Genomic DNA, 26,901 nt, shown 5'->3' with positions numbered 1-26,901 from the left:
CGCCGCGTATCGGGGAACGGCGCGGCGACCCGATGCCGTGTGGTGCGGGTTTCCCGGGCGCGCCACGGTCAACGCGGGCCGCGGCGGCCGAACCCTGCGAACAGGGCGTGCAGCAGCGGAAGCGCCGAGGCGCAGATCAGCGTGATGCCCAAGGGCGCGATCGACGGGACCAGCAGCGCACCGCCGATGAGCAGGGCCGCGAACAGCACTCCCGAGGCGATGCGACGGGCGATGCCTTCGAGGCGATCGAGGCGACGTTCCAGACGCGAGGTGTCGAAGGAGATGTTGCCGTCGTCGATGCGGGTGATGATCCTGTCGATGCGACCGGGCAGGCTCCAGGTCGTGCTCATCGTGTCCATCGCCTGATTCGCGAAGGCCTGCACGATGTTGCCGCTCTCGTCGCGCAGCAGGCGCCCGGCGTAGGGTTCGGCCGCATCCCACACGTTGAAGGCCGGGTCGAGCCCGCTGCACATGCCCGAGGTGAGCGACACGGCACGGATGAGCAGCAGCATATTCTCGGGCAGCTGGAGCGGGAGAGAGCGCACCATGTCGCCGAACTCCTCGGCGAAGTCGCGGAACTCGCGCGGATCGACCTTGCTCAGCTCGGCGAAGCCCATGCCGCCGAAGCGGGCGAACAACGCCGTCAGCGCACGTTCGAGCTCGGCGGTGTCGGCGGAGGGCAGCAGCACGCCGATCTCCTGCGCCGCCGCGACGAGGCCGCGGCTGTCGCGCCCGGCGACGGCGATCAGGAGCATGCGCAGCCCGTCGCGAAGACTCGCGGGGATCTCGGCCATCATCCCGAAGTCGATGAAGGTGAGCCGGAAGCCCCGATCAGAGCCCTGCTCGACCGCGCCCTCCGCAGAGGGCGACGGCGTGACGAAGATGTTGCCGGGGTGGGGGTCGGCGTGTACGAAGCTGTGCGTGAAGACCTGATCGAACATGACCTCGGCGAACACGGCGGCGACGTCGGACGGATCGATGCCGGCCGCGCGAAGAGCGTCGGTGTCGTTGATCTTGATGGCCGTGACGTCCGACAGCGTCAGCACCCGACGCGTCGAGCGCTCCCACACGATCTCGGGGGTGCCGACGCGAGGGTCGCCGGCGAAGTTCTCGCGGAACCGTTCGGCGCTGGCAGCCTCATGAAGGTAGTCGATCTCTTCCAGACTGGTCTCGGCGAACTCCTCCACGAGCGCCGGGGCGTCGACGCGGTCTGCGACCAGGCGCACACGGGTCAGCCACCGCGCGACGCGTCGAAGCGCCGCCAGGTCGACCGCGACGATCTCATCGATGCCCGGACGCTGCACCTTCACCACGACGTCGTCGAGGCCGGTGTCGGCGGCGTCGAGCTCCGAGAGACGGGCACGGTGCACCTGACCGAGGGACGCCGCAGCCACCGGCGTCTCGTCGAACCAGGCGTACGCCTGCGCGAGCGGTCGGCCCAGCTCCGCCTCGGCAGCGCGGCGGATGTCGGCGAAGGGCACGGCAGGCACCTCGTCCTGCAGCCCCTCCAGCTCGGCGGTGATCTCCGGAGGCAGCACGTCCAGGCGCGACGACATGAACTGCCCGACCTTGATCATGAGACCGCCGAGCTCGATCGCGAGCGCGTGGAAGCGCCGTGCGAACTTCTGCATGCGCGGTCCACGCGTGCGCTCCGCGACCGCACTCATCCCGAACCGCGGGAGGACCAGCTCGAACCACCAGATCTTGACGAGTTCTCGCGCCGCGAACGAGAGGATGCGGCGGTAGCGGGCACGATGGGCGCCCTGCGCCGCGGCATCCTTCATCGCGTCATCCTCTTTTCGCCGCTCCTCACCGGATGCCGCACTGCGCGATCAGTCCTGGGCGAGGATCGAGTACAGCCTACGGCGCGCCTCGTCGAGGATCTCGATGGTCGCCTGCACCTGCTCCGGGCTTCCGCTGCGACCGACCTGGGCGGCCGCCGCTGCGAGGTCTACGCCCGCCTTGGGCAGCGCGTGGAAGCGGGCGTTGTCGCGGCTCCCGTCCTTGCTGGAGGACGACTCCCACGGAGCCGGGGTCTCGGAGCTCTCGTCGGCGATCGCTCGCCCTGCTTCGGTGAGCGAGTAGGTCTTACGACCGTTCTGCTCCTCGGCCTCGATGAGTCCTTCATCGGCGAGCAGCTGCAGCGTCGGGTACACGGAGCCGGCGCTCGGCTTCCAGGTGCCGCCGCTGCGCTCGGCGATCTCGTTGATGATCTGGTAGCCGTGCATGGGCTTCTCGGCGAGGAGTGAGAGCACGGCCGTGCGGACGTCGCCGCGGGCCATGCGCGAGCCTCCGGAAGGGCGGGACTCGAAGGACTTGCGGAGCTGGTCCATCGCCTCGAAGATCGCGGAGGCCGGACCACCGGGGCCCGCTCCGAAGCCGGAGCCGCCGAAGAGTCCGCCGGGTCCGCCGTTGCTCCCGGAGCCGCCGTTGCCGCCGAACGGGTTGGAGGGGAATGCGTTGTTCATGATGACCTCCTGCTGTGGTGAACGATACTCAACGATATATCGTTCATGCTGTGTGTGGGGTGGGAGTCCCCGAGCCCGGAGTGCACACGCCCGGGCATCGCGCAAGCCCGGTGACGCACACAGGAAGTCGTGGTTAGCTCGGTGACTTGTCGACTTGGGGGAGTGAGACGTTTGTCACAGAGTGATCGACCGGAGAACAGCACCAGCGCTGGAGACGCCATCCGCGTGAGCGTGGTCGTCCCGGTGTTCCGACCCGGACCCTCGTTCGACGACCTCATCGCTTCGCTCGATCGCCAGACCTTGGGCACCTCGGCCTTCGAGGTGCTCCTGTGCGACGACGGCTCCGGCGAGCCCACCGGCGCGCGCCTGGCGGCCATCGCCCGCGATCGACCCCACGTGCGCGTGCTCTCGCTGGAGCACTCCGGCTGGCCGGGCATGCCCCGCAACCACGGAGTCGATGCCGCCCGCGGCACCTACGTGCAGTTCGTCGACCAGGACGACTACCTGTTCGATGGCGCGCTCGAGAAGCTGTGCGACTACGCCGACCTGAACTCGTCCGACGTGATCGTGGGCAAGGAGGTCGGCATCGGTCGTCGCCTCCCGAGCCGGATCTTCAGCCACGACGTCCCTCGCGCGGTGCTCGGGACCGATCCCCTGCTGGAGATGCTCACACCGCACAAGATGTTCCGCACCTCGTTCCTCCGGGCCAACGGCATCCGTTTCCCCGAGGGCAAGGTGCGACTCGAGGATCATCTGTTCGTGATGCAGGCCTACTTCGCCGCATCGACGATCTCGATCCTGGCGAGCGAGCCCTGCTACGCCTGGGTGAAGGAGCCCGGCAGCGCGAGCTCGTCGCGCATCGACCCCGACACGTACTTCCCCCACCTGGAGACGGTGCTCGATCTCGTCGAGGCGCACACCGAACCCGGGAAGCTGCGTGACCGCCTGCTGCGGCACTGGTTCCGCGGCAAGATCCTGAAACGGCTCTCCGGACGACAGATGGTCCGGTATCCCGACGACTACCGCGACCGCCTCCTCGACGTCGTGACCCCGTTGGTGCAGGAGAAGTTCGGCCCGGGAGTCGATGCCGGCCTCGGCTTCCCCCACCGGATCCGCGCGGCCCTGCTCCGTGCCGGCCGTCGCGATGACCTGCTCGGCCTTGCGCGGTTCGAGGCCGAGACCGTGTGCCGGGCCGTCGTGACCGAAGCGCACTGGTCTCGTGGCGGCGGCCTTCACCTGACCCTCCGCGTGACGCTCACGAGAGACGGCCACGACGCCTTCGTCTTCGAGACGTCGCGCTCCGAGGTGACGCCCTCGGCGCCCACCGACGACGGCGGCTCAGATTCCGCACACCAGGACGCCGCGGCGAAGAGCGTCGGTGCGGCGGATGCCGGATCCACGCCCACGCGCTCGAAGAAGATCACCCGGCTCGTCTCCCTCCCCGTCTCCACGATCGAGGGTCTTCCGGACAACCTGCTGGTCGCCGGCCGAGAACTGCGAAACGACCGGGTCGACCTGTTCCTCCGAGATGGAGAGACCGGCGCCGAACGTCACATCGGCGGCCGGCACCCCCGCAATCTCGACGCCGCCCGCGTCGCGATCGATCCGTTGAAGGTGTTCAGCCCGAGCGACGAGTCGCGCGGAGGCGCCCTGACCGTGAAGGTCCGCCGCGCGGGGTGGACGTTCGAGACCCCACTCGAGGCCACCCCCGCCGTGCTCGCCCGCGCCGGGCGGTCGCCTCTGCTCGCCGGACGCTCATGCGCTCTCGTGGCGACGGATGACGGCCGCGTCGAGCTCCGCCGCGAATGGCCGGGTGGACGCGTGAAGGACTTCGCCGGACGAACCGCCCGCAGACTCCGCGCTCTCCTGCGGAAGCACTGAGGCCCCTCCGAGGTCTCCATCCGAGGGGGTCTCGACGGTCGCTCGGAGTGATCCGACTTGCCAGATCGAACGAATATCGATAGATTTCCCATGTTCTTCGATGAAAGGTCACTCCATGGGAAAACTGACGATCCTCGTGCTGCGCATCGTGATCGCTGTGGCGATGCTCGGCTCCGTGGCGGTGCAGGCCCTGATCGTCCCTCTGCTGTGGCTCGACCTCGGCGAGAACGAGCTGTGGGGCCGGATCTTCCTGGTCTCCCTCGTCGTCCTGGGTGTCGGCACACTCCAGGTCTTCGGCGTGTGCGTGTGGATGCTGCTGACCAGGGTGCGCGCCGGCTCGATCTTCTCGGAGTCCTCCTTCCGGTACGTCGACGTGATCATCGGAGCGATCCTGACGGCTGCGCTGCTCACGTGGATCCTGGCGGCCCTGCTCGCACAGGGATCGATCGCTCCCGGTGTCGTGGCGCTGATCGGGGGCGCAGGAGTGGTGCTCGCCGGAATGGCGCTGCTGGTCGTGGTGATGAAGGCGCTGCTGCGGCAGGCGATCGACCGCGAGGCAGAGGCGCGCTCGTGGCGCTCAGAGCTCGACAACGAGGTGATCTGATGCCCGTCGTGGTCGATATCGACGTGATGATGGCGCGGCGGAAGATGAGCGTCGGCGAACTCGCCGACAGGATCGGCATCACCCCGACCAACCTCGCCGTCTTGAAGAATGGTCGCGCGAAGGCCGTGCGGTTCACCACGCTCGACGCGCTGTGCGCCGTGCTCGAATGCCAGCCGGGCGACCTGTTGCGCTGGGAGCCCGATGTGCCCGCGGGCCGCGCAGACTGACATCACAGCGACGGCGCTCCAGCAGCCGTCAGCCGTCAGCCGTCAGCCGTCGACCGCGATCGCCACCGCCCTCACCACAGAGCTGCGCCCGCGACGGCGCGCATCGCTGGAGTTATCGATGCGAATGCTCCGGGCGACGAGAGGGCGCACAGGCTCTCGACCACCCGCCGCACCGCATATCGATCTCCGGATCCGCGCTCCGCGTCGCCCTCCCGTTGCGATCGCAGTGACCACTCGGAGAACCTCCCGCCGTGGCCTCGCCCCTCGTCGACCGCAGCCTCACCGCGCGTGACGGTTTCGGGAAGCTCGTCGAACGCCATGACCGACCCGTCGGCGACGGCCAGCAGTGCGAGGGTGACGGCGCGCAGCTGCCCATGCGGGAACAGCCGCTCCTTGCCGTGCGCTCTCACGACGCCGACGACCCGGAGGAAGCCGCGCGCTTCACCGTTCGCCAGCGCGTGCCCGAGGTGCGTGACCACGATGCGACCGCGCAGCCTGCGCACCGCCTTCGTCTGCCGTGCCAGCGATGCCAGGGCATCGACGGGGTCTGGCACGTCGGACGCCTCCGCGTCGTGCCACCCGAGGTCTTCGACGGCCTCGGCGACGGCCGCGCGGGGCAGCCACCCGGCTACCGGGTCCTGCTCGACGCCGTCGGGGCCGATCCGCGCAACGAGACCCCGCAGTCCTGCGGTCGCCGATTCCACGGTCGCCGAGTCCGCGGCCACCTGGCCGGGCGGAGCGGCGTCGATGAGCCCCGTGCCTTCGAGGTGTGCGAGAAGCGCCAGTCGACGGACGGGCGTCAACGACTCGCACAGCGTCACCAGCGAGGAGGAGGCGCGCAGGCCGTCGCCCCGCTCACTCGCAGCGATCGGGTCGAGTCGCGGCTGCACCAGGCCGAAGCGCTGCGCGAGTTCGAACGCCACATGCTCCGCCCGGAACGGTGGTCGCTGCACCTGCCAGCCCGCGGCCTCCGTCTGCTCTTCCGCCTGCACGCGACCCGCATCGACGACGGTGACGCGCGGCTCCCCCATCCTGGTCTCGAACGGTCCGCTGATCGTCACGTCGACCACGTCAGCGACGCCGGGAATCGACACCCGCTGCGTCTTACCTCTCCAGGACACGAGATCGATGAGGGGCGAGTGGTCGGGTCCGTCTTCAGAGTCGGGTGTCTCGGGCTCGAGCCCGAGGCTCAGCCGGTAGGCCTCCACGATCCAATAGGAGGGCGCGTCGCGCGGCACACCGATGACCCGGGTGAGGTCAGGCCGATCGGTCACCGACATCTCGACGTGAAGAGCCCAGGTGACGTGGACGTGCTCGGAGAGGTTCATCCGCGCAACGCTAGACCTCTCCCGCCCCTGCTCCCCGCCACGAAAGCACGAACTGTCGAGAACTTCTCGAACCCTCTGGTCGTGCAGGAAGACTCGGAGCATGCACCGGTCATCTGGCGGACGCCGGGAGGCCCTGCGGTGCGAGAGGACACGGCCTCGCCTCACCACAGGGCCCCACCACTGCATGTCAGCGCAGCACGAACTCCACCGTCGTGACATTGCCGGCGACGTCGTAGACGAGAAGCGTGTTCTCGCCCTTCACCCCGCCGAAGGTCCCCGGCTTCACGAAGTTGAGGTCGGACCAGGCGTTGTTCGTCAGATCCTTCTCGACGCCGTTGAGCGCGATCCGGTCGACTTTGCCGGCATCGTTGAGCTTGAAGCTGACCTTGTCATATCCCGCCGCATCGCCGACCGTGAACGAGCCGCCGGTCTTCACGGTCACCGTGGGGGCTGTGGCGTCGACGACGACATCGAAGGTCGAGGTCTTCGAGATGTTGCCGGCCGCATCCCGGGCGTTGTACTTGACCGTGTACGCACCGTCGGGAAGCTTGACCGTCGCGACATGCGAGCCGCTCGCACCCGAGACCGCCGACTGCGTGCTCTTGACGAGCTTCCCGCCCTGGTAGATGTTCGCGACGATGCGGGCGAGCCCCACCTCATCGGTCGCATCGACCCGGATGTCGATGGACTTCGAGGGGCCGGCCGACGCCGGACTGACGAGCGTGACCTGCGGGCGCGTGGTGTCCGGCACCTCGCCGGCGACGAATGCGACCGAGGTCTTCTCGGAGCGGTTGCCGTACATGTCGACCGCGGTGACCTCGGCGATGTAGCTCGTCCCCTTCGTGAGGGTGAGGAGCGGAGCATCGGCCTGTCGGCCGTTGCGGATGGCGAGCGGGATCTCGAGCACGCTCGGGCGCGGCGCGATCTGGAAGTCGGCGAGCACCTTCGCCCCGGCCCTGATCGGCAGCGCCTCGGCGCCCGTGACCGCATCGCGGACCCGCACGTCGTAGCCGTACACCGCTTCGTCATCGGTCGCGGCGGGAACGCGGAGCACATCGGCCCCGTTCGTCACGATGTGCTCGGGTGCTCCCTGCTGCACCGGAGCGACCGCATCGCGCGCGGCGGCCGTGTAGTCGAAGTTCGCGCGCACCTCTTCGGCGGTGCTGCCGTCGAGGCGGACGGTCCACGTCGGCCCTGCGAGCGTCCCCGCGCTGGCGAACGGGTAGCCGGACTGGTAGCCCCACGCGCCGTTCGTGTAGGTGCGTTCGTCCTCGGCGGCGAAGTTGATCCGGTCGATCTCGGTGCGGTCTGAGTAGACCTCGACGTAGAGGGCCTGCGCGGTGGGGATCGTGAACTCGTCCCAGAGCGCATCGCCGTAGATCTGGTACGCATCGTGGGGAGTCTCGGTGTACGACATGGATCCGTCGTTCACAGCCGTGAAGGCCCCCTGCCAGATGGAGCGCTCGTCGTTCAGGTGCAGGTGCGAATGGCCGGAGAAGTAGACGGCCTGCGGGTACCCGGAGAGGTCGCTCGTGAGCGCGGCGTTCGAGGCCTGGGCCCCGTCGTAGACCGTGTTGGCGGTCGGTCGGTGGCCGACGACGAAGATCGGCGTGTTGAGAGCGCCCGACTCGGCCGAGAGGGCGGCGAGACGACCCTGCAGCCACGTGCGCTGCGCGCCCGAGTACCGCTCGGTGTCGATCACGAGGAAGGTCTGACCGTCGATCGTCTTCTCGTAGTAGCCGCCGGACGCGTTGGGGAACCAGTCGCCGTAGTACTCGGCCATGTCGGCGTTGCCCACGTCGTGGTTGCCGTGGGACATCAGGATCGGAGTGCCGTCGAGTCCGAGGCGATCGATGTTCTCGTCGAAGATGGTCTTCACGACCTGGTGGTCGGGCGCGGTGCTGTTGTTGTTGTCGTTGATCTGGTCGCCGTTGGAGATGATCAGGTCGGGATCGGGGTTGATCGATGCCAGGGTGTCGAAGTGGCTGCTCCAGATGCCCCGATTCTTGTCGTCGAGGGACGACGTGTGCACGTCGCTCATCACGAAGAACGACAGCTGCGGCTCCTCCTCCGTCTTGATGATGTAGCCCTCGATCTCGGCGGGCGATGTGACACCACCCTTGATCGAGACCGTGGCGAGGTTCGACGTCTCCTCGATGACGAGCGGCTTCTTGTAGATCGGGCTCTTCGCGGTCGGCGTCGAGCCGTCGAGCGTGTACCTGATCTCGGCGCCCTGCGGCGCGGTGAGCGCGACGGTGGCCGACTCGGTGAACCGGCCGCCCTCCTGACTGAACGTCGGTGCGGCCAGTCCGTCAGCGGCGCTCGCCGCGAGGGGGAACGCGACGGCTGCGGCGACGGCCGCGAGCGTGCACACTCCTGCGATCTGTCTCTTCACTTGATCCTCTTCCACGTGTATATCTACGACGCACCGAACCGGCGCTGAGATCGACGCTAGGGAGCCGTTCGAGACAGGGAACAGCGAAAGCAGGAACGTTAGGTAAACAACTTTGCCGAGAGCACCCCGGATGTCGCGAGAAGAAGTAAATACAAGATCACGAAGGTCTCAACGCCCCGCGAGCAGCTCCTCGAGGCGCGCGGCCTCTTCTCGCGGCATGGAGTACCCGTGCTCGATCGCGGGGTAGGCGCCGGAGCGCACCTCGGCTGCATACGCCTCGACACCCGCGATCGCCGCTGCGCGCAGGTCGGCGTAGCGCTTGACGAACTTGGCAGCTCCGCCGTCGTAGAGTCCGAGCAGATCGTGGAACACGAGCACCTGTCCGTCGGCATCCGCGCCGGCTCCGATGCCGATCACCGGGATGTCGAGCAGCGGCACGAGGGCGGCCGTCACCTCGGCGGGCACCGCCTCGACCACGAGCATCGAGCACCCGGCATCCTGCAACGCCAGCGCATCGTCGATCACGGCGAGCGCGGCCTGGGCGGTGCGCCCCTGCGCGCGGTAGCCGCCGAGCGCGACGGCCGTCTGCGGGGTGAGCCCGACGTGCCCGACGACGGGGATGCCCGCCTGCACGAGCGCTCGCGCGCGGTGGACGGTGGTGCCGCCGCGCTCGATCTTCACCAGGTCGCAGCCGGCTTCCTTCACGAAGCGCTGCGCGGTCGCGATGGCCACCTCGTCGGAGGCTTCATACGAGCCGAACGGCAGGTCGCCGACGAGCAACGGGACCGTGAGGCCGCGTCGAACAGCCTTGGTCAGCATGAGCATCTCGTCGATCGTGACCGGCACCGTGCTGTCGTAGCCGAGCACGGTCATCGCGGCCGAGTCACCCACGAGGACGACATCGACGCCCGCGGCCTCCGCGATCTGCGCGCTCGGATGGTCGTACGCGGTCACCATGACGATCGGCTCTCCGGCCGCCTTCTTCGCGGCGAGGCCGGCGAGTGTGACCCGCGTGCGGGGAGCGGCATGAGCGCTCATGCGCCGGCCTCCGTCTCTCTGTCGTTCGAAGCTTCCGCCACGCGCAGGACGTGGTTGTCGATCAGTCGTGCGGCCCCGACGTGCGCGGCGACGGCGAGCAGGGCGTCGCGGTCGACCCGTGCGAGGGGGCGCAGTGTCTCGGCGTCGCGGAGCTCGAGGTATTCGGGGTCGATCCCGGCGTCGCCGAGCACGTCGCGCGCGGCGGAGAGGATGCTCCCGGCGGCGGCGTCACCCGCCTCGAACACCGCGGCGCCCGCGTCGAGGGCACGGTTGAGCGCGGTCGCCTGCACACGGGCGGCGGGGTCGAGGTACACGTTGCGCGAGCTCATGGCGAGCCCGTCGGCTTCCCGCACGATCGGGCAGGCGACGATCCGCACGTCGAGGTCGAGGTCCCGCACGACACGGCGGACCACGAGCACCTGCTGCGCGTCCTTCTGCCCGAAGTAGGCGGTGTCGGGCCGGACGATGCCGAACAGCTTCGTGACGACCGTGGCGACCCCGTCGAAGTGGTGCGCCCCACGGCTCGCACCGTCGAGCACGTCGGTGAGGCCCGCGACGTGGATGTTCGTCGCGAACCCCTCGGGGTAGATCTCCGACGGTGCGGGAGCGAAGAGGATGTCGACGCCTGCAGCTTCCGCGAGCGCGGCATCGCGTGCCTCATCGCGCGGGTAGGCGCTGAGGTCTTCGTTCGCGCCGAACTGGGTCGGATTGACGAAGAGCGAGACGACGACCAGGTCGGATACCGCGCGCGCGGCCCGCATCAGCGACAGGTGCCCGTCGTGGAAGGCGCCCATCGTGGGCACGAGACCGATCGTCGAGCCCCCGACCCTCGCTTCGCGGATAGCGGCTCTGACCTCGGGGATCGTGCGGAGGATTCTCATGTGGAGGGCTCCTCGGTTGCAGGGGCGGGGCGGGCGGCGATCGTGCGCGTGACGGCGGCGAGGGCGTCGAACAGGTCGGACAGCTCGAGCTCCGCCGCGGCGGCACGTTGGCGCGCGACGGTCGCCTCATCGCCCCGGGCGATGGGTCCGGTCAGAACCGCAGGAGCACCACTCGCCTCCCAGTTCTCGACCGTCCGCCGCACGAGCGGTGCCAGGAGCGCCCGCGCGTCGTCGCCGGGAACACCCGCGGCGGAGGCGAGCCTCTCCGCGGAGTCGAGGACGGCGAGGAGGAAGTTCGAGGCGAAGGACGCGGCCGCGTGGTAGCTCGCCCGGTAAGCGTCGTCGACCGGGAACGGACGAGCGCCGAGGGCGATGGCGAGCTGTTCCGCGACCTCGCGCGCTGCGGACGTACGGCCGGCGACAGCGGCGCCGATGCCGTGGAACACCTCAGCCGACTCCGTGCCGGTGAAGGTCTGCAACGGGTGGAGGCTGAAATCCACGTCGTCGAGAGGGGTCGCACCGGAGACGTGTCCGAGCACACCGGCATGCGGGCGAGCCGCGAGGGCGGTCTCGGTAATCGCGGCATCCGGCACGCAGAGCACGACGATGTCCGCATCCGGGATTTGCTCCGCGCGGCCGAAAGGGCCGAACACGTCGAACCGCGCCGCGCGCAGCGCCCGCGCGAGTACGCGTCCGAGACGGCCGGCGCCGACGATGGCGATGGTCGTTCCTGGTGCGAGAGAAGAGGGTGTCTGCATGGGGATGCCCCGGTCCGGATCACGCGGTTCGGGTGCCAGAAGTATCCGCCCTTCTCGGCGCCTGCTCCAAATCCGAGCGCAGAACGACAATTGGTGAAGGCATGTGGCTTCACATGTTGATCAACAAAAGCCCCAGAGAGTGACCAGAAGGCATTCCGTCTCCTTTGAGACGCTCCTCAGCGCACGACCAGTTCCGGCGTGATCAGCGCATGGGCGGAGCCCGCCTCCAAGGTGCGCGGAGCGACGATCTCGCCCGTCGGGCCCATGAGCAGTTCGAGGACCGCCGTGGCCACATCCTCCGGCCGCTGCTCGACGCTCGTGAAGCCCAGGGCCTCCGCGGTCGGCGTGTTGTCGAAGCCTGTCACGGGCAAGGAGAGTCCCGCCGAGGCGACGGCCAGCAGCGCACCGACGGCGAGCGAGTCGCTGGCGCACACGAGGGCATCCGGTGCCGGCCCCGCGGCGAGCGCTGCCTCCACGCAGGCCCGCGCGAGCGGAACACCCTCCTCCGCCGTCAGCCGCGCACCGTGCGCTCCGGCCGCAGCCATCGCCTCACGCCAGCCGCGCTCGCGGTCGTCGCCGGTCCCCGAGCCCGCCGGCCATCCGAGGAACATGACGTCGCTGCCGCGGTTCAGCGCGTGCTCGGTCGCGGCGCGCGTGCCTGCGGCGCCGTCGACGTCGACCCAGAGGTGATGCGGATCGGCGATGTCGTCCTCGCCCCACGGCCGGCCGAACGAGATGAAGGGCAGGCCATCCCGATCCAGACTGCGCACGCGCGGGTCGTCGCGCGAGGTGCCGGTGATGATCGCGGCGTCGATCTCCGACCCCTCCCAGAGCTCCGACAGCCGCTGGATCTCCTCTTCGCGCGTACGGGCGGCGTAGACCAGCATCCGCATGCCGCGCTCGCTCGCGCGCTCGGTGATCGCATGCACGAATCGATCGAGGACGACGCCGGAGATCCCGCCGAGATACGGATCGAGGCGGATGCCGATCGTGGAGCTCCGCCGCAGCCGCAGCCGCCGTGCGGCCGCATGACGTCGGTAGCCGAGCTCATGGATCGCCGCGATCACGCGTTCCCTGGTCGCCGGTCGGACGATGTCCGGGGTGTTGAGCACGTTCGAGACCGTCTGTCGCGAGACGCCAGCGCGCTCGGCGACGTCTTCGACGGTCGGCGCCTTCACCATCGAACCTCCTCGCTCGCGCACGGGTTGACACTTCCCGCGACTCGCCCTTAGCCTATTCCACGCAGAGTTTGATCGTTCAAATTTCTGCGCACGATCCCGCACGGTCCTCCCGAGACCGTCGCCCGCAGTGACTCATCAAAGGAGAGAGACCATGACACGGCACACCACTCGCGCAGTCTTCGGCACCGGGGCGGTGCTCCTCACCGGCGCGCTCGTGCTCACCGGCTGCGGATCCGGTTTCGCAGGAGACGACACGAAGGCGGACGCCGAGGGCCTCACCTCCTCCGACGACGCGCTCACGGTCCTGATCGGCTCGTCCGGCGACGCCGAGACCGCCGCCGTGCAGTCCGCCGTCGACGCGTGGTCGGCCGATTCCGGGACGAAGGTCACGGTGCAGGTGGCCAGCAACCTCGACCAGGAGCTGTCGCAGGGCTTCGCCGCCGGCGACCCGGCCGATCTCTTCTACCTCTCGACCGACCAGGCCTCCGGCTACGCGGCCAACGGATCGCTCAAGGCCTATGGCGACCAGCTCACCAACAAGGACGACTTCTACCCCTCGCTCGTGGAGAACTTCACGGTCGACGGCACGTTCTACTGCGCGCCCAAGGACTTCTCGACGCTGTCCCTCATCATCAACACGCAGATGTGGACCGAGGCCGGCCTCACCGACGCCGACCTCCCGAAGACGTGGGACGACCTCGCCGCCGTCGCGCAGAAGCTCACGACCGCCGACCACGTCGGTCTCGCCTTCGGCGCCGAGTACCAGCGCGTGGGCGTCTTCATGGCACAGGCAGGGGGCGGTCTCGTCAGCGACGGCACGGTCATCGCGGATGACGCCGCCAACGTCGAGGCTCTCGACTACGTGAAATCGCACCTCGTCGACGGCACGTTCGCGTACGCCAAGGACGTCGGGGCGGGCTGGGGCGGCGAAGCCCTCGGCAAGCAGTCCGCGGCCATGGTGATCGAGGGCAACTGGATCACCGGAGCACTCTCGAACGACTACAGCACCCTGGAGTACACCGTCGCCGAGCTCCCCGAGGGCGCCGGTGGCAAGGGCACGCTCCAGTTCACGAACTGCTGGGGCATGGCCGCCGACAGCCCGAACCAGCAGGCAGCCCTCGACCTGGTGGAGTACCTCACGAGCGCCGACAGCCAGCTCGCATTCTCGAAGGCCTTCGGCCCGATGCCGTCGATCAAGTCCGCCGCCGCAGACTGGACGTCGGCGAACCCGACCCTGGAGGCCTTCCTCGCCGGCGCGGACTACGCGCAGTTCCCGCCGAACCAGGCCGGAACCGCCGACGTCATCGCGGACTTCAACTCGCAGCTCGAGTCGCTGAAGACCACCGACCCGAAGACGATCCTCGACGGGGTGCAGTCGAACCTCGAAGCGGTCGTCGAGTAACCATGGCGGTCAAGGCAACGCCTCGTCGCGGCGGGGCCTCCGGGCTCCGCCGCGGCGAGGCGGCAGCCGGCTGGCTGTTCACGGCGCCGGTGATCGTGATCCTCGGCGTCTTCCTCCTCATCCCCGTTGTGATGGCGCTCTGGGTGAGCGTCTCGGACTGGGCCGGACGCGGCAGCCCCCTCTCCGGATCGGTGTCGTTCGTCGGCGCCGACAACTTCGCCGCCGTGCTCACCGACGGCGGTCTCGCCACGAAGGACTTCGGCACGGCTCTGCGCAACAACGCGTGGTATGTCCTGCTCGTCGTCCCGCTGCAGACCGCCCTCGCCCTGTTCCTCGCCATCCTCGTCAACCGCGCCATTCTCCGCGGCCGCGGGTTCTTCCGCACGGCCTACTACTTCCCGTCCGTGACCAGCTCCGTCGCGATCACCGTGCTGTGGATGTTCCTCTTCACCGCGAGCGGAGCCGTGAACGACGTGCTCTCGTGGTTCGGCATCAACGGTCCCAACTGGTTCAACGATCCGCGCGGCATCCTCCACCTCGCACTCGGCACGGTCGGCGTCGATGCCGGCCCCGCAGCCCTCACGCAGGGCGGCACGCTCGGAGTGTCGTGGTGGGAGTGGCTCGCGGGCCCCTCCGTCGCGATGAGCGCCTACATCCTGATGGCGATCTTCACGACCTCGGGCACGTTCATGCTCATCTTCCTCGCCGGCCTCCAGAACCTCGGCGCCGACGTCGACGAGGCCGCCATGATGGACGGCGCGAACGGCTGGCAGCGCTTCTGGCGCATCACCCTCCCTCAGCTGCGTCCGACGCTCTTCACCGTGCTCACCCTCGGTCTCATCGGCTGCTGGCAGGTGTTCGACCAGATCTACACGGGCACCCGAGGAGCGCCCAGCAAGACCACGCTCACCCCGGCCTATCTGTCGTACCAGACCGCATTCCAGAACCAGGAGTGGGGGCAGGGTGCGGCGATCGCATTCATGCTCTTCGTGATCATCGTGATCTTCACGCTCCTGCAACGGTGGGTGCTGCGCGATCGGCCGGTCTCGAAGCGTCGCATCCGCGCCTACCAGTCCTCCTCGAAGGGAGCATCGTCATGAAACGGCTCTCCCCCAAGCAGTTAACCTGGCAGATCGCGCTCTACGCCCTGCTGATCGTCCTCGCGATCATCTACATCTACCCGTTCCTCATCCAGGTGGCGACGAGCTTCAAGACCGACGAGGATGCCGCCTCCAGCGGAGTCACGCTCATCCCCGAGGTCTGGACGTTCGCGGCGTACGAGCGGCTGTTCCGCAACTCCGACTTCCCGTCGTGGTTCGTCAACAGCGCGATCGTGACGATCTTCGTCACGATCGGCCGCGTGTTCTTCAACTCCCTCGCCGGGTACGCTCTCGCCCGGCTGCGCTTCCGCGGACGCGGTGTCGTCTTCGCGGCGCTGATCGCCGTGATGTCGGTGCCGGCCGTGGTGCTGCTGATCCCCAAGTTCCTCGTGATCAACCAGCTCGGCATCTTCAACTCCTATGCCGGGATGATCCTGCCGCTGCTCGTCGATGCGGCCGGGGTGTTCATCATGAAGAACTTCTTCGAATCGATCCCCGAGTCGGTCGAGGAGCAGGCGCGGATCGACGGCGCCGGCACGTTCCGGCTGTTCTGGTCCGTGGTCCTGCCGATGGCGACGCCCGCCCTCGTGACGATCGTCATCCTGTCGTTTCAGGGTTCGTGGAACGAGCTCAGCCACTTCATCGTGTCGACCAACGACCCCGCGCTGACCACCCTGACCAAGGGCGTCGCGTCGCTGGCCAGCGGCGGACTCAGCCAGGGCACCCAGTACCCGCTCAAGCTGGCGGCGGCGCTCATCATGACGATCCCCGTCGCCGTGATGTTCTTCGTCTTCCAGCGCCGCATCATGAACTCCACAGAAGGAGCCGTCAAGGAATGACCCCCTCCCCGCCCCTCCAGCCGCTGCTGGACGACGCCATGATCATGCTCGAGGCGCCGACCCAGGCATGGTCCGACGACGTCGGCCGCATGGGCACCGCGCCGATCCACGGCATCTATCACGGCGACGTGCGACACATCCGGAGCATCGAGATAGAGGTCGACGGCACCGCGCTCGAGTCCATCGGTTGCGCTTCGCCGGTGCCGCAGCAGACGGTCCTGACGGATCTGCTCCGAGGGCTCGACGACGGATCGGCCGATCCGAAGGTGCGGATGGACCGCGACCGGCGGGTCGCCGCGGGCTCGTTCACCGAGCGCGTCACGGTCGCCTCCCACCTGCTCACCGAGATCCCGGTGGCCATCACGGTGCGCGTCGTCCCCGACTTCGCCCCGATGCAACAGGTCAAGGCCGGACTCGGCGCCGATGCGACGTGGAGCTGGGACGGATCCGTCTGCCGCGCGGGAGAGGCATCCTTCACGCTCGCCGCCCCCGCGGCCACCGTAACGCACGACGCGGACGCCCTGGTGCTGCGGTGGGACGTGGTGGTGCCCCCGCGGGGATCCGTCGCCGTGGACTGGTCGGCAGACCTCGATGACCCGAGCCTCGTGGTCACGGCCGCGCGGCCATCGCGTGCCCCGAGACCCGAGGCCCCCGCCGACTCACGTGCCGCGCGCTGGATGGAGCAGGCGATCGCCGACCTCTCCGCCCTGCGCCTCGCTCTTCCCGCACATCCGGATGACGCGTTCTATGCCGCCGGTGCGCCGTGGTTCTTCACCCTCTTCGGGCGGGATTCGCTCTGGGCCGCGCGGCTCGCCCTCACCGTCGACCCCGACATCGCGGCCTCGACGCTGCGGGTGCTGGCCCGGCTCCAGGGCACCGCACACGACGCATCGGCCGCCGAGGCGCCGGGCAAGATCGCCCATGAGCTGCGCAGCGGTGTCCTGTCGCTTCCCCAAGAGGACGTGCACCTCCCCCCGCTGTACTACGGCACAGTGGATGCGACCCCGCTCTGGATCTGCCTGCTCGCCGACGCCCACGCCGGGGGGATGTCCGAGCGCGAGGTGCGGGCACTGCTTCCCGCGCTGCGTGCGGCATTGACCTGGATGACGGTGCACGGCGACGCCTCCGGCAGCGGATTCATCGACTACGCGGACGAGTCGGGCCACGGGCTCGCGAACCAGGGGTGGAAGGACTCCGGCGACTCGATCCAGTGGCGCGACGGCCACCTGGCCGAGGGGCCGATCGCCCTGAGCGAGGTGCAGGGCTATGCGTATGAGGCGGCGATCCGCGGCGCAGACCTGCTCGACACCTTCGGCGAACCCGGTGCTGCCGAGCTCCGGGTCTGGGCCGCAGATCTCCGCGAACGCTTCCGCGCCGCGTACTGGGTGACCACGCCCGAGGGCCGCTACCCGGCGATCGCCCTCGACGCGCACGGCGCCCCGGTCGACACGCTCACGAGCAACATCGGCCACCTCATCGGCACCGGCATCCTCGATCCCGAAGAGGAGCAGGCGTGCGCTGCGCTGCTGACGGCACCGAGCATGTCCAGCGGCTACGGCATCCGCACCATGTCGACCGGAGCCGCCGGCTATTGGCCGCTGAGCTATCACGGCGGCAGCGTGTGGGCGCATGACACCGCCATCGCCGTGCACGGCATGATGCGAGCCGGACTCGACACCGAGGCGAGGATGATCGCGGGGCAGTTGCTCGACCTCGCAGAAGGCTTCGACTACCGCGTGCCCGAGCTGCATTCCGGCGATGCCCTGGTGCCCGGTGGCGCGCCCCTGCCCTACCCCGCGGCCTGCCGTCCGCAGGCGTGGTCGGCCGCCGCAGCCGTCGTCGTCACGCAGGCGCTCGGGTGATCCGGAGCGATCGGCTGAGCGCCCCGTAGCCTCAGCCGATCGCTCGCCCGTCCTTCCAGACTGCCCGCACGAGCGGAACGCCGGGTCGATAGGCGAGGTGGATGCGGGTCGGCGCGTCGAGCAGCACGAGGTCGGCTCTGGCGCCAGGGGTGATCACGCCCACGTCGTCGCGTCGGAGCGCCTTCGCGCCCCCGGCGGTCGCCGCCCAGACCGCCTCGGCCGGAGTCATCCCCATGTCGCGCACGGCCACGGCGATGCAGAACGGCATCGACGAGGTGAAGCTCGACCCCGGGTTCGTGTCGCAGGCCAGGGCCACGGTCACTCCCGCGTCGATCAGGCGGCGGGCGTCAGGATACGGCTGCCGCGTCGAGAACTCCACGCCCGCCAGCAGCGTGAGCACGGTGTCGGAGCCGGCGAGCGCGTCGACGTCGGCATCCGTCAGATAGGTGCCGTGGTCGATGGATGCCGCACCGAGCTCGACCGCCAGACGCACACCCTCCCCCGGACCGAGCTGGCTCGCATGCACCCGAGGCACGAGGCCGCGCGTGATCCCGGCTTCCAGAACCCGGCGTGACTGCGCCACCGTGAAGGCGCCGGTCTCGCAGAACACGTCGACCCACTTCGCGTGCGGTGCGCAGGCATCGAGCATGGGTCCGGTGACCAGATCGACGTACTCGTCCGGCCGGTCGGCATACTCGGCAGGCACGACGTGTGCTCCGAGGAAGGTCACCTCGGGTGTCACCTCTGCGGCCAGGCGCACGAGGCGCTCCTCGTCGGCGACGCTCAGCCCGTAGCCGCTCTTGATCTCGACGGTCGTCGTGCCCTGTGCGAGCATCTCGTCGAGGAAGCCGCGAAGGCGTGCGCGCAGCTCGTCATCAGTGGCGGCCCGGGTCGCGGCGACGGTCGAGCGGATGCCGCCGGCGGCGTACTTCTGCCCTGCCATGCGGGCCTCGAACTCAGCCGCGCGGTCGCCCGCGAAGACCAGGTGGCTGTGACTGTCGACGAACCCGGGGATCACCGCACGCCCACCGGCGTCGACGACCTCATCGGCCTCAGGTGCGTCCGCGGCGGCGCCCACCCAGGCGATCCGCTCGCCCTCGATCAGCACCGCGGCATCGAGAACGGTCCCCGTGCGGTCGCCGCCGGTGGAGACGTTGGTGGTCAGTTCCGCGATGTTCGTGATGAGCGTCGACATGCCCTCACCCTCTCAGAGCATCGGCACGTTGAGGCCGCGCTCGCGCGCCACCTCACGGGCGTGCTCGTATCCGGCGTCGACGTGCCGCATCACTCCGGTGCCCGGATCGTTCGTCAGCACGCGTTCGAGCTTCTCTGCCGCGAGGGCGCTGCCGTCGGCGACCGTGACCTGACCGGCGTGGATGGAGCGACCGATGCCGACGCCGCCGCCATGGTGCAGCGACACCCAGGAGGCGCCGGATGCCGTGTTGAGCAGGGCGTTCAGCAGGGGCCAGTCGGCGATCGCGTCGGAGCCGTCCTTCATGGCCTCGGTCTCGCGGTACGGCGATGCCACGGAGCCTGCGTCGAGGTGGTCGCGACCGATCACGATCGGGGCCGACAGCTCGCCCGAGGCGACCATCTCGTTGAACTTGAGCCCGGCGAGGTGGCGCTCCTTGTAGCCGAGCCAGCAGATGCGGGCGGGCAGACCCTCGAAGTGCACCTTCGCCCCGGCCTTCTCGAGCCAGCGGTGCAGGGCGGCATCCTCGGGGAAGAGCTCGGCGATGGCCCGGTCGGTCTTGTAGATGTCTTCCGGGTCGCCGGAGAGGGCAGCCCAGCGGAACGGCCCGCGTCCTTCCTCGAACTGCGGGCGGATGTACGCCGGCACGAACCCGGGGAACTCGAACGCCCGGTCGAACCCGCCCAGCTGCGCTTCGGCCCTGATCGAGTTGCCGTAGTCGAACACCGCGGCCCCCGCATCCTGGAAGGCCACCATCGCCGCGACGTGCGCGGCCATCGATTCGCGCGAGCGGCGCGTGAACTCCTCCGGGTCGCGCGCGGCCTCGGCCTTCCAGTCCGCGACCGTGATGCCGAGCGGCAGGTAGGCGAGCGGGTCGTGGGCGCTGGTCTGATCGGTCACGATGTCGATCGGCACGCCGCGGCGCCGCAGCTCGGGGAAGACCTCGGCCGCGTTGCCGACCACGCCGACCGAGAGGGCTTCGCCCGCCTCCTTGGCGGCGACGACCCGGGCGACGGCCGCATCGAGGTCGGTCGTGTACTCGTCGAGGTAGCCGTGCTCCACGCGACGGGCGAGACGCGACTCATCCACATCGACGATCAGCACCGCTCCGTCGTTCAGAGTCACGGCGAGCGGCTGAGCGCCGCCCATGCCACCGGCTCCACCGGTGAGGGTGAGGGTGCCGCGGAGCGAGTCGCGGCCGAGCGAGCGGGCGACGGCCGCGAACGTCTCGTACGTGCCCTGCAGGATTCCCTGCGTGCCGATGTAGATCCAGGATCCGGCGGTCATCTGCCCGTACATGATGAGGCCGAGCTCTTCGAGCTTGCGGAACTCGGGCCAGTTCGCCCAGTCCCCCACCAGGTTGGAGTTGGCGATCAGCACACGCGGCGCCCACTCGTGGGTGCGGAAGACGCCGACCGGCTTGCCCGACTGCACCAGCAGGGTCTCATCCGGTTCGAGCTCGTCGAGAGTGCGCACGATCGCGTCGTACGCCTCCCAGCTGCGCGCGGCCTTGCCGGTGCCGCCGTAGACGACCAGGTCTTCGGGGTGCTCGGCGACCTCGGGATCGAGGTTGTTCATCAGCATGCGCTTGGCGGCTTCGGCGCCCCAGCTCTTCGCGGTGCGCTGGTTGCCGCGGGCGGCGCGGACGACGCGGGGCCCGGATACGGGGGACTCAGCCATGGGTGTGCTCCTTTGCGATGCGGGCGACGGCGCCCGACTGGACGAGTGCGGTGACGGCTTCCATCTCGGGCGAGAGGAAGCGGTCGGGGCCGGGACCGGCGGCGACGGTGCGCACCAGGTCGCGCACGGCACCGGTCGCGGGTCCGGCCTGAAGCGGGGCGCGCAGGTCGAGGGCGCGCGCACCGGTGAGGATCTCGATCGCGAGCACGCGTCCGAGTCCGTCGATCGCGCGTCGCAGCTTGCGCGCGGCGGCCCACCCCATCGACACGTGGTCTTCCTGCATGGCGGACGACGGGATCGAGTCGACGGATGCCGGCACCGCGAGGCGCTTGAGCTCGGAGACGATTCCGGCGGCCGCGTACTGCGCGATCATGAGACCGGAGTCGACGCCGACCTCATCGGCGAGGAACGGCGGGAGACCGTGGCTGCGGGCCGGATCCAGCGCGCGGTCCGTACGACGCTCGGAGACCGAGGCGACGTCGGCGACCGAGATCGCGAGGAAGTCGAGGACGGCCGCGACGGGAGCGCCGTGGAAGTTGCCGTTGGACTCGATGCGGCCGTCGAGGGTGATGACGGGGTTGTCGATCACGCTGGCGAGCTCGCGCCCGGCGATCAGCGTCGCATGGGCGAGGGTGTCGCGCGCGGCGCCGTGCACCTGGGGCGAGCAGCGCAGCGAGTAGGCATCCTGCACGCGGCCGTCGTCCGGTCCCTTGTGGCTCGCGACCATGGGGGAGTCGCCGAGGAACGCGCGCAGGTTCGCCGCCGACGCGGACTGTCCCGTCTGGGCGCGCAGCGCCATCAGGTCGGCGGCGAACACGGCGTCGGTGCCGAGCTGCGATTCGACCGACATCGCCGCGGCGATGTCGGCGGTGAGCAGAAGGGTCTCCAGGTCGTGGAGTGCGAGCACCAGCATGCCGAGCATGCCGTCGGTGCCGTTGATGAGTGCCAGCCCCTCCTTCTCGACGAGGGTGAGCGGCTCGATGCCCGCGGCGGCGAGGGCGTCGGATGCGGGAACCAGGGCGCCGGAGGCATCGCGCACGTCGCCTTCGCCCATCGTGGCCAGGGCGATGTGGGCGAGAGGCGCGAGGTCGCCCGAGCAGCCGAGCGAGCCGTACTCGCGCACCACGGGCGTGATGTCGGAGTTGAGCAGGGCCGCGTAGGTCTCGACGACGACCGGGCGGACACCCGTGCGCCCGGAGGCGAGCGTCTGCAGGCGCAGGAGCTGAAGACCGCGGACGACCTCGCGCTCGACCTCGGTGCCCGTGCCGGCGGCGTGCGAGCGGATCAGGCTGGCCTGCAGCTGCAGGCGGCGGTCGGGAGCGATGAACGTGGTCGCGAGGGCCCCGAAGCCGGTGGAGACGCCGTAGTGCGGGTTCGGATCAGCCGCGAGGCCGTCGATCACGCGGCGGGTGTCGGCGACGCGTGCGAGCGCCTCCGCGTCGATCTGGACGGGAGCGTCGTGGCGGACGACAGCGACGACATCGGCGGGAGACAGCGGAGCCGCTCCGACCAGCACGGGGGCAAGTTCGGTCATGTTCTGATTCCACACCCGCGGTGTCGACGGGGATACCCGTTCGTGCGATGCTTTGTCTGTGATCCCAGACAGGAGTGCGGCCTCCCGCGCAGCCGAGCCGCAGGTCCCGGCGGCCGAGAACACCCTCCGCATCCTCAGCTACCTCGCAGGACGCCCGGCTCCTGTGGCGGCATCTGCGATCGCGCGCGAGCTCGACCTGCCGCGCTCCACGGTCTATCACCTGCTCACCACGTTGGCCGCGCACGGCTTCGTGCTTCATCTCCGTGAGGAGCAGAGATGGGGTCTGGGCACCTCGGCGTTCGAGCTGGCCGGCGGCTACACCCGCCAGCAGCCGCTCGCCCGACTCGGCCGACCGCTGATCGCCGCGCTGTCCGACCGCCTGGGCGAGAGCGCCCACCTCGCCGTGATGAGCGGTGGCGACGTGCTCTACATCGTCGAGGAGCGCGCACCCCGCCGCCCCGCCCTCGTGACGGATGTCGGCGTACGCCTTCCTGCGCACCTCACCGCGAGCGGGCGGGCGATGCTGGCCGCCCTGCCCCGCGAACAGGTGCGCGCGCTGTATCCGAGCGCGTCGGCGTTCCCCGACCGCACAGGGCTGGGGCCGCGTCGCCCCGCAGAGCTGCGCGAACTCCTGCGGGAAGTGCGGGCGCGCGGCTATGCGGTCGAGGACAGCGAGGTGGCAGACGGGCTCCGATCGGTCGGAGCCGTCGTGCGCGACCACACCGGCTGGCCGGTCGCCGCAGTGGCTGTCACGTGGGGCGGCGAAGGACTCGATGAGCGGACGCTCGCGGATGCCGTCATCGACACCGCGGGGGTTCTGGAGTCGCGGGTCAAGCGGTGAACGGACGTGTCGCAGGCTTGCGACAACTCCGCGACAGTATCGCCACACCGGCTGGATACGCTCGATCCATGACCACCGCCGCACGCATCGCCTCGTCTGCCTCCCGCCGTCGCCGCCAGGGCGTCGCACTCGGACTCCTGGCCTCCCTCGTCGTCACCGGGTGTGCCGCGACGCCGCCGGGCGCCCCGAAGCCGAGCGGCGCCCCGACGTCGCCCGATGCCCCGACTTCCGCCGTCGCCACGGTTCCCGGATACGACGTGGGCCAGTTCCCGCCCGTGCCGCTGTTCGTCCTACCCGACCTCTCGCTGCTGGACTCGTCGGCATCCGCCTTCGCGATCGAGGTCAACGATGCGCTCGCCGACATCCCCGGGGTCACGGCGACACCGGCGCACTGCGATGCGACCGGGAATGTGATCTCCGGCAACGGCACCGCGCTGCTGTACGGCGACGGATCCGGCACCTTCACGGGGCCGGACGGAACCGTGCAGAACTTCGGCGACGGATCGGGCACCTCCACGATCAACGGCGTCACGATCCAGAACTTCGGTGACGGATCGGGCAACTACACCGATGGCGCGGTCACGATCCAGAACTTCGGCGACGGCTCCGGCAACTACACCGATGCGACCAAGACGGTGCAGATCTTCGGCGACGGTTCCGGCAACTACACCGACGGCGACGTGAGCATCCAGAACTTCGGCGACGGCTCCGGCAACTACGAGGCCGGGGCCGTGACCATCCAGAACTTCGGCGACGGATCGGGCAACTACACCAGCCGCGACATCACCATCCAGAACTTCGGCGACGGCACGGCACAGGTGAACGGCGAGCGGGTGAAGGCCGAGCCGTTGCCGGTCGTCCCCACGCTCGGGGTGTTCCCGCCGCTGGGCACGCTCGCCCCGTTGGAGTCCTGCGGCACGACCCTCACATTCGAGGACGGGGTGCTGTTCGACTTCGACAAGAGCGACATCCGCGCCGATGCGGCCGCCACGCTGGATGCCGTGGCCGACGCGCTCACCGCGCTCGAGGTCGCGCAGGCCTCGGTGTCGGGCCACACGGACGCCATCGGATCGGATGCCGAGAACCAGACACTGTCGGAGGACCGCGCGGATGCGGTGGTCGATGGCCTCCAGGACCGCGGGGTCGGCACGGCACTCACCGCCGAGGGCTTCGGGGAGTCCCGGCCTGTCGCCGCGAACGAGATCGACGGCGTCGACAACCCCGCGGGGCGCCAGCTCAACCGACGCGTCGAGATCTTCATCCCGGCGACCTTCTGACACGAGAAGATGGATGCCATGCGCGCTGCACGCCGGCACATCGCCGCGATCACTCCTGTGGTGATCGCGGCGCTGCTGCTCACCGGATGCACGGTCCGCATCATCGATCCCTCCGCAGACGATGCCCGCTCGCCTGCACCACAGGAGGCCGTCCCCGCCCCGCAGGACGAGACCACGCCGCGCGCGACCTCGTCACCGGACGAGGGGACAGAGGCGGCACCACCAGCGCTCTCCGCACCGAACGCGGCCGAACGCGAGCGGCTGATCGCTGCGGCCACGATCACGATGACCTGCCCGAGCGGGCCACTGGACCACGACGGCGCCGTGGTCCGCGTCGAGGGGTCGTGCGCGAGTCTGGTGATCGACATCGATGCGGGCGTCGTGATCGCCGACGACGTCGATGAGCTCCTGCTCCGCGGCTCCGGCACCGTCGTCTATGCCGGGACGATAGGCACGGCGACCGTGTCGGGGAGCGCCAACGAGGTGTACTGGACGGGGCCGACACCGACGCTGGAAGACGACGGCAGCGCGAACTCCCTCGGGCGGGGCTGATGATCACCGAACAGACCGAGCGCCCCCGGATCCTGCTCGTCGACGACGACGAGGCGATCACCGGGGCGCTGGCCGCGTTCCTGGGGAGGAGCGGCTTCGACGTGCGCATTGCCGAAGACGGGCGCGCGGGTCTGGCCGAGGTGGAGCGCGAGGTGCCCGACCTGGTGGTGTGCGACGTGATCATGCCCCATGTCGACGGGCGCGAGTTCGTCCGTCGCATCCGGGGCCGGCAGCTCTGGCTCCCGATCATCCTGCTCACCCAGGTCGGCGAGTCGTGGGAGCGCAGCGCGGCCCTCGACGAGGGCGCCGACGACTATCTGAACAAGCCCTTCGATCCGCACGAGCTGATCTCGCGCATCCGCGCCGTGCTGCGTCGAAGCTCGCAGGGCGCCGGTGCCCTCCGGGGCTCGCAACGGCTGCAGGCACTGGACATCACGCTGGATCGCACCGCGCGTCGCGTGTGGCGGGGCGACACCGAACTCACCCTCACCCCGAAAGCCCTCACCCTGCTCGAGTACTTGATGCTGCATCCGCAGGAGGTGCACACGCGAGAGCGGCTCCTGTCAGCGCTGTGGGGCTTCGACTTCGCCTCATCGAGCCGTGCCGTCGACCACCGCATCGCCGAGCTGCGCCGGGTGCTCGGCGACTCCGCAGGAGAAGCGCGCCTCATCGAGACCGCGCAGAGCATGGGCTACCTGTTCGTTCCGCGGGTGGTGGGCGCATGACCGACCGCAGGGGCGTGGCACTCGGGGTGGCGTCGGCCGTGCCGATCGGGGTGTGCGCTCTCGCCGCGGGGGTGATGACTGCAGCCGGCGACCAGCGCCTTCTCGCGATCGACCTCGCGCTGCCCGGTGCCGTGGTGCTCGCGGGTGCCCTCGTCTCCGCCGTTCCGGCGATCATGCTCGTCATTCATCGCACGCGGCGTCGTGAGCGCACCAGGATGCAGAAGGCCGTGGCCGATGCCGCCGCACAGGCGGCACAGACCGAGCACGCGAATCACCAACGGTTCCTTGCGCGGCTCGATCATGAGCTGAAGAACCCGTTGACGGCTATTCGGGCGACGGCGGCCGCAGCTGCGGCACAGGATGGATCCTCACTCGACGAGTGGCGGGTGGTGGACACACAGGCGACGAAGCTGAGCGCTCTGGTTCGGGACCTGCGCAAACTGGCGGAGCTGGAGACGCGCCCCTTGGAGCTCGAGATGGTCGATCTCGAGCAGGTCCTCAGCGAGGCGGTGGCGGCGTTGGCTACCCAGAACCCTGCGGCAGGCGCACGGATGTCGTTGACGGTCACCCGGGTGCCGTGGCCCGTACCACCGCTGCATGCAGACCTCGACCTGCTGTCGCTTGCGATCGACAACGTGCTGTCGAACGCTGCCAAGTACTCGGCGCAGGGTCCGATCGAGGTGCGGCTGCGTGAACAAGACGGCTGGGCTGTCATCGACGTCGCGGATGCCGGTCGGGGAATCCCTGCGGGAGACCTGCCGACGGTCTTCGATGAGCTCGCGCGGGCTCAGAACGCGCGAGACGTCACGGGCTCAGGCATCGGGCTCACGCTCGTCGCCACGGTGATGCGGCATCACGGTGGGGATGTGTCGATCCGCTCCGCCGAGGGCGCCGGCACCGTTCTCACGCTGCGTCTTCCGATCCGCCGTTGAGCTGAACGCTCCCTCGACGTGCGACGTTAACGAAGAAGAGCCACCCCTTGCGGGATGGCTCTTGCTTCTGCTTCGTACGCACTCGCGTGTAAACGCAAAATGGCCACCCAACGATGGGTGGCCATTTTGACTAAAAGGAGTCCGGCGGTGTCCTACTCTCCCACAGGGTCCCCCCTGCAGTACCATCGGCGCTGTGAGGCTTAG

At 69.4% G+C, this 26,901-nt stretch carries 23 protein-coding genes; 12 read left to right on the top strand and 11 right to left on the bottom strand.

The window, feature by feature from the left end:
* Positions 1-68: 68 nt before the first annotated feature.
* On the bottom strand, positions 69-1,784 hold the full coding sequence (locus tag ACP699_RS12810) for an ABC1 kinase family protein (protein WP_426171624.1): 1,716 nt from the start codon (positions 1,782-1,784) through the stop codon (positions 69-71).
* Positions 1,785-1,832: 48 nt separating this feature from the next.
* Entirely contained in the window at positions 1,833-2,468 is a 636-nt protein-coding gene (locus ACP699_RS12805) for a PadR family transcriptional regulator (RefSeq protein WP_426171622.1), read from the bottom strand.
* Between the two features lie 225 nt (positions 2,469-2,693).
* Here ACP699_RS12805 and ACP699_RS12800 point away from each other — a divergent pair, with 225 nt between their 5' ends.
* The 3 genes from ACP699_RS12800 (at position 2,694) to ACP699_RS12790 (ending at position 5,180) form a co-directional block, all read left to right on the top strand.
* Positions 2,694-4,349 carry a glycosyltransferase family 2 protein gene (locus ACP699_RS12800; RefSeq protein ID WP_426171620.1) on the top strand — a complete coding sequence of 552 codons (1,656 nt, stop codon included), beginning with the start codon at positions 2,694-2,696 and terminating at the stop codon, positions 4,347-4,349.
* A 115-nt stretch (positions 4,350-4,464) separates the two neighbouring features.
* Positions 4,465-4,953, top strand: coding sequence for a DUF2975 domain-containing protein (locus ACP699_RS12795; protein ID WP_055869207.1), 489 nt, complete (start codon positions 4,465-4,467; stop codon positions 4,951-4,953).
* Positions 4,953-5,180 (top strand): helix-turn-helix domain-containing protein, encoded by a 228-nt coding sequence (locus ACP699_RS12790; RefSeq protein ID WP_055869206.1) that lies wholly within the window; start codon positions 4,953-4,955, stop codon positions 5,178-5,180. The genes ACP699_RS12795 and ACP699_RS12790 overlap by 1 nt, the downstream gene beginning before the upstream one ends.
* A gap of 71 nt (positions 5,181-5,251) precedes the next feature.
* Here the strand turns inward: ACP699_RS12790 and ACP699_RS12785 are convergent, their stop codons facing one another.
* From ACP699_RS12785 to ACP699_RS12760, 6 genes are all read right to left on the bottom strand, one after another.
* Entirely contained in the window at positions 5,252-6,508 is a 1,257-nt protein-coding gene (locus tag ACP699_RS12785) for a hypothetical protein (protein ID WP_426171617.1), read from the bottom strand.
* A 187-nt stretch (positions 6,509-6,695) separates the two neighbouring features.
* Positions 6,696-8,903 carry a chitobiase/beta-hexosaminidase C-terminal domain-containing protein gene (locus tag ACP699_RS12780; RefSeq protein WP_426171615.1) on the bottom strand — a complete coding sequence of 736 codons (2,208 nt, stop codon included), beginning with the start codon at positions 8,901-8,903 and terminating at the stop codon, positions 6,696-6,698.
* 168 nt (positions 8,904-9,071) lie between these two features.
* Positions 9,072-9,941, bottom strand: coding sequence for a 3-methyl-2-oxobutanoate hydroxymethyltransferase (gene panB, locus ACP699_RS12775; protein WP_426171613.1), 870 nt, complete (start codon positions 9,939-9,941; stop codon positions 9,072-9,074).
* On the bottom strand, positions 9,938-10,822 hold the full coding sequence (panC, locus tag ACP699_RS12770) for a pantoate--beta-alanine ligase (RefSeq protein WP_426171611.1): 885 nt from the start codon (positions 10,820-10,822) through the stop codon (positions 9,938-9,940). Before panC ends, panB begins: the two co-directional genes overlap by 4 nt.
* Positions 10,819-11,580, bottom strand: a complete 762-nt coding sequence (locus ACP699_RS12765) for a DUF2520 domain-containing protein (protein WP_426171609.1) — start codon at positions 11,578-11,580, stop codon at positions 10,819-10,821. The genes panC and ACP699_RS12765 overlap by 4 nt, the downstream gene beginning before the upstream one ends.
* A gap of 176 nt (positions 11,581-11,756) precedes the next feature.
* Entirely contained in the window at positions 11,757-12,761 is a 1,005-nt protein-coding gene (locus tag ACP699_RS12760; RefSeq protein WP_151486709.1) for a LacI family DNA-binding transcriptional regulator, read from the bottom strand.
* Positions 12,762-12,912: 151 nt separating this feature from the next.
* Here ACP699_RS12760 and ACP699_RS12755 point away from each other — a divergent pair, with 151 nt between their 5' ends.
* From ACP699_RS12755 to ACP699_RS12740, 4 genes are read left to right on the top strand one after another with little or no spacing between them, the layout of a single operon-like run.
* Positions 12,913-14,163 (top strand): sugar ABC transporter substrate-binding protein, encoded by a 1,251-nt coding sequence (locus ACP699_RS12755; RefSeq protein WP_127481576.1) that lies wholly within the window; start codon positions 12,913-12,915, stop codon positions 14,161-14,163.
* Between the two features lie 2 nt (positions 14,164-14,165).
* Positions 14,166-15,263 carry a carbohydrate ABC transporter permease gene (locus ACP699_RS12750; protein ID WP_426171606.1) on the top strand — a complete coding sequence of 366 codons (1,098 nt, stop codon included), beginning with the start codon at positions 14,166-14,168 and terminating at the stop codon, positions 15,261-15,263.
* Positions 15,260-16,102, top strand: a complete 843-nt coding sequence (locus ACP699_RS12745; protein WP_017831150.1) for a carbohydrate ABC transporter permease — start codon at positions 15,260-15,262, stop codon at positions 16,100-16,102. The genes ACP699_RS12750 and ACP699_RS12745 overlap by 4 nt, the downstream gene beginning before the upstream one ends.
* Positions 16,099-17,964, top strand: coding sequence for a glycogen debranching N-terminal domain-containing protein (locus ACP699_RS12740; RefSeq protein ID WP_426171603.1), 1,866 nt, complete (start codon positions 16,099-16,101; stop codon positions 17,962-17,964). Before ACP699_RS12745 ends, ACP699_RS12740 begins: the two co-directional genes overlap by 4 nt.
* A gap of 31 nt (positions 17,965-17,995) precedes the next feature.
* Here the strand turns inward: ACP699_RS12740 and hutI are convergent, their stop codons facing one another.
* The 3 genes from hutI to hutH are packed head-to-tail and all read right to left on the bottom strand — an operon-like array spanning position 17,996 to position 22,370.
* Positions 17,996-19,159: an imidazolonepropionase gene (gene hutI / locus ACP699_RS12735; RefSeq protein ID WP_426171601.1), complete on the bottom strand. Its 1,164-nt coding sequence runs from the start codon at positions 19,157-19,159 to the stop codon at positions 17,996-17,998.
* Between the two features lie 12 nt (positions 19,160-19,171).
* The gene (gene hutU, locus ACP699_RS12730; RefSeq protein WP_426171599.1) at positions 19,172-20,836 is read right to left on the bottom strand and encodes a urocanate hydratase; all 1,665 of its coding nucleotides are present in this window, start codon (positions 20,834-20,836) and stop codon (positions 19,172-19,174) included.
* Positions 20,829-22,370: a histidine ammonia-lyase gene (gene hutH / locus ACP699_RS12725; protein ID WP_055876177.1), complete on the bottom strand. Its 1,542-nt coding sequence runs from the start codon at positions 22,368-22,370 to the stop codon at positions 20,829-20,831. Before hutH ends, hutU begins: the two co-directional genes overlap by 8 nt.
* 58 nt (positions 22,371-22,428) lie before the next feature.
* On the opposite strand from hutH, the gene ACP699_RS12720 reads away from it, so the two are divergent.
* From ACP699_RS12720 to ACP699_RS12700, 5 genes are all read left to right on the top strand, one after another.
* On the top strand, positions 22,429-23,211 hold the full coding sequence (locus ACP699_RS12720; protein ID WP_055869197.1) for an IclR family transcriptional regulator: 783 nt from the start codon (positions 22,429-22,431) through the stop codon (positions 23,209-23,211).
* 68 nt (positions 23,212-23,279) lie between these two features.
* On the top strand, positions 23,280-24,488 hold the full coding sequence (locus tag ACP699_RS12715) for an OmpA family protein (protein ID WP_055876175.1): 1,209 nt from the start codon (positions 23,280-23,282) through the stop codon (positions 24,486-24,488).
* An 18-nt stretch (positions 24,489-24,506) separates the two neighbouring features.
* Positions 24,507-25,040: a hypothetical protein gene (locus tag ACP699_RS12710; protein WP_426171596.1), complete on the top strand. Its 534-nt coding sequence runs from the start codon at positions 24,507-24,509 to the stop codon at positions 25,038-25,040.
* Positions 25,040-25,765 carry a response regulator transcription factor gene (locus tag ACP699_RS12705; RefSeq protein ID WP_055869194.1) on the top strand — a complete coding sequence of 242 codons (726 nt, stop codon included), beginning with the start codon at positions 25,040-25,042 and terminating at the stop codon, positions 25,763-25,765. The genes ACP699_RS12710 and ACP699_RS12705 overlap by 1 nt, the downstream gene beginning before the upstream one ends.
* Positions 25,762-26,697, top strand: a complete 936-nt coding sequence (locus ACP699_RS12700) for a sensor histidine kinase (RefSeq protein WP_426171594.1) — start codon at positions 25,762-25,764, stop codon at positions 26,695-26,697. Before ACP699_RS12705 ends, ACP699_RS12700 begins: the two co-directional genes overlap by 4 nt.
* The last annotated feature ends 204 nt before the right edge of the window (positions 26,698-26,901 follow it).

Source organism: Microbacterium sp. DWRC1-3 (assembly GCF_049896645.1).
Lineage (GTDB): Bacteria > Actinomycetota > Actinomycetes > Actinomycetales > Microbacteriaceae > Microbacterium > Microbacterium maritypicum.
This window is presented reverse-complemented; position numbering and strand designations above follow the sequence as displayed.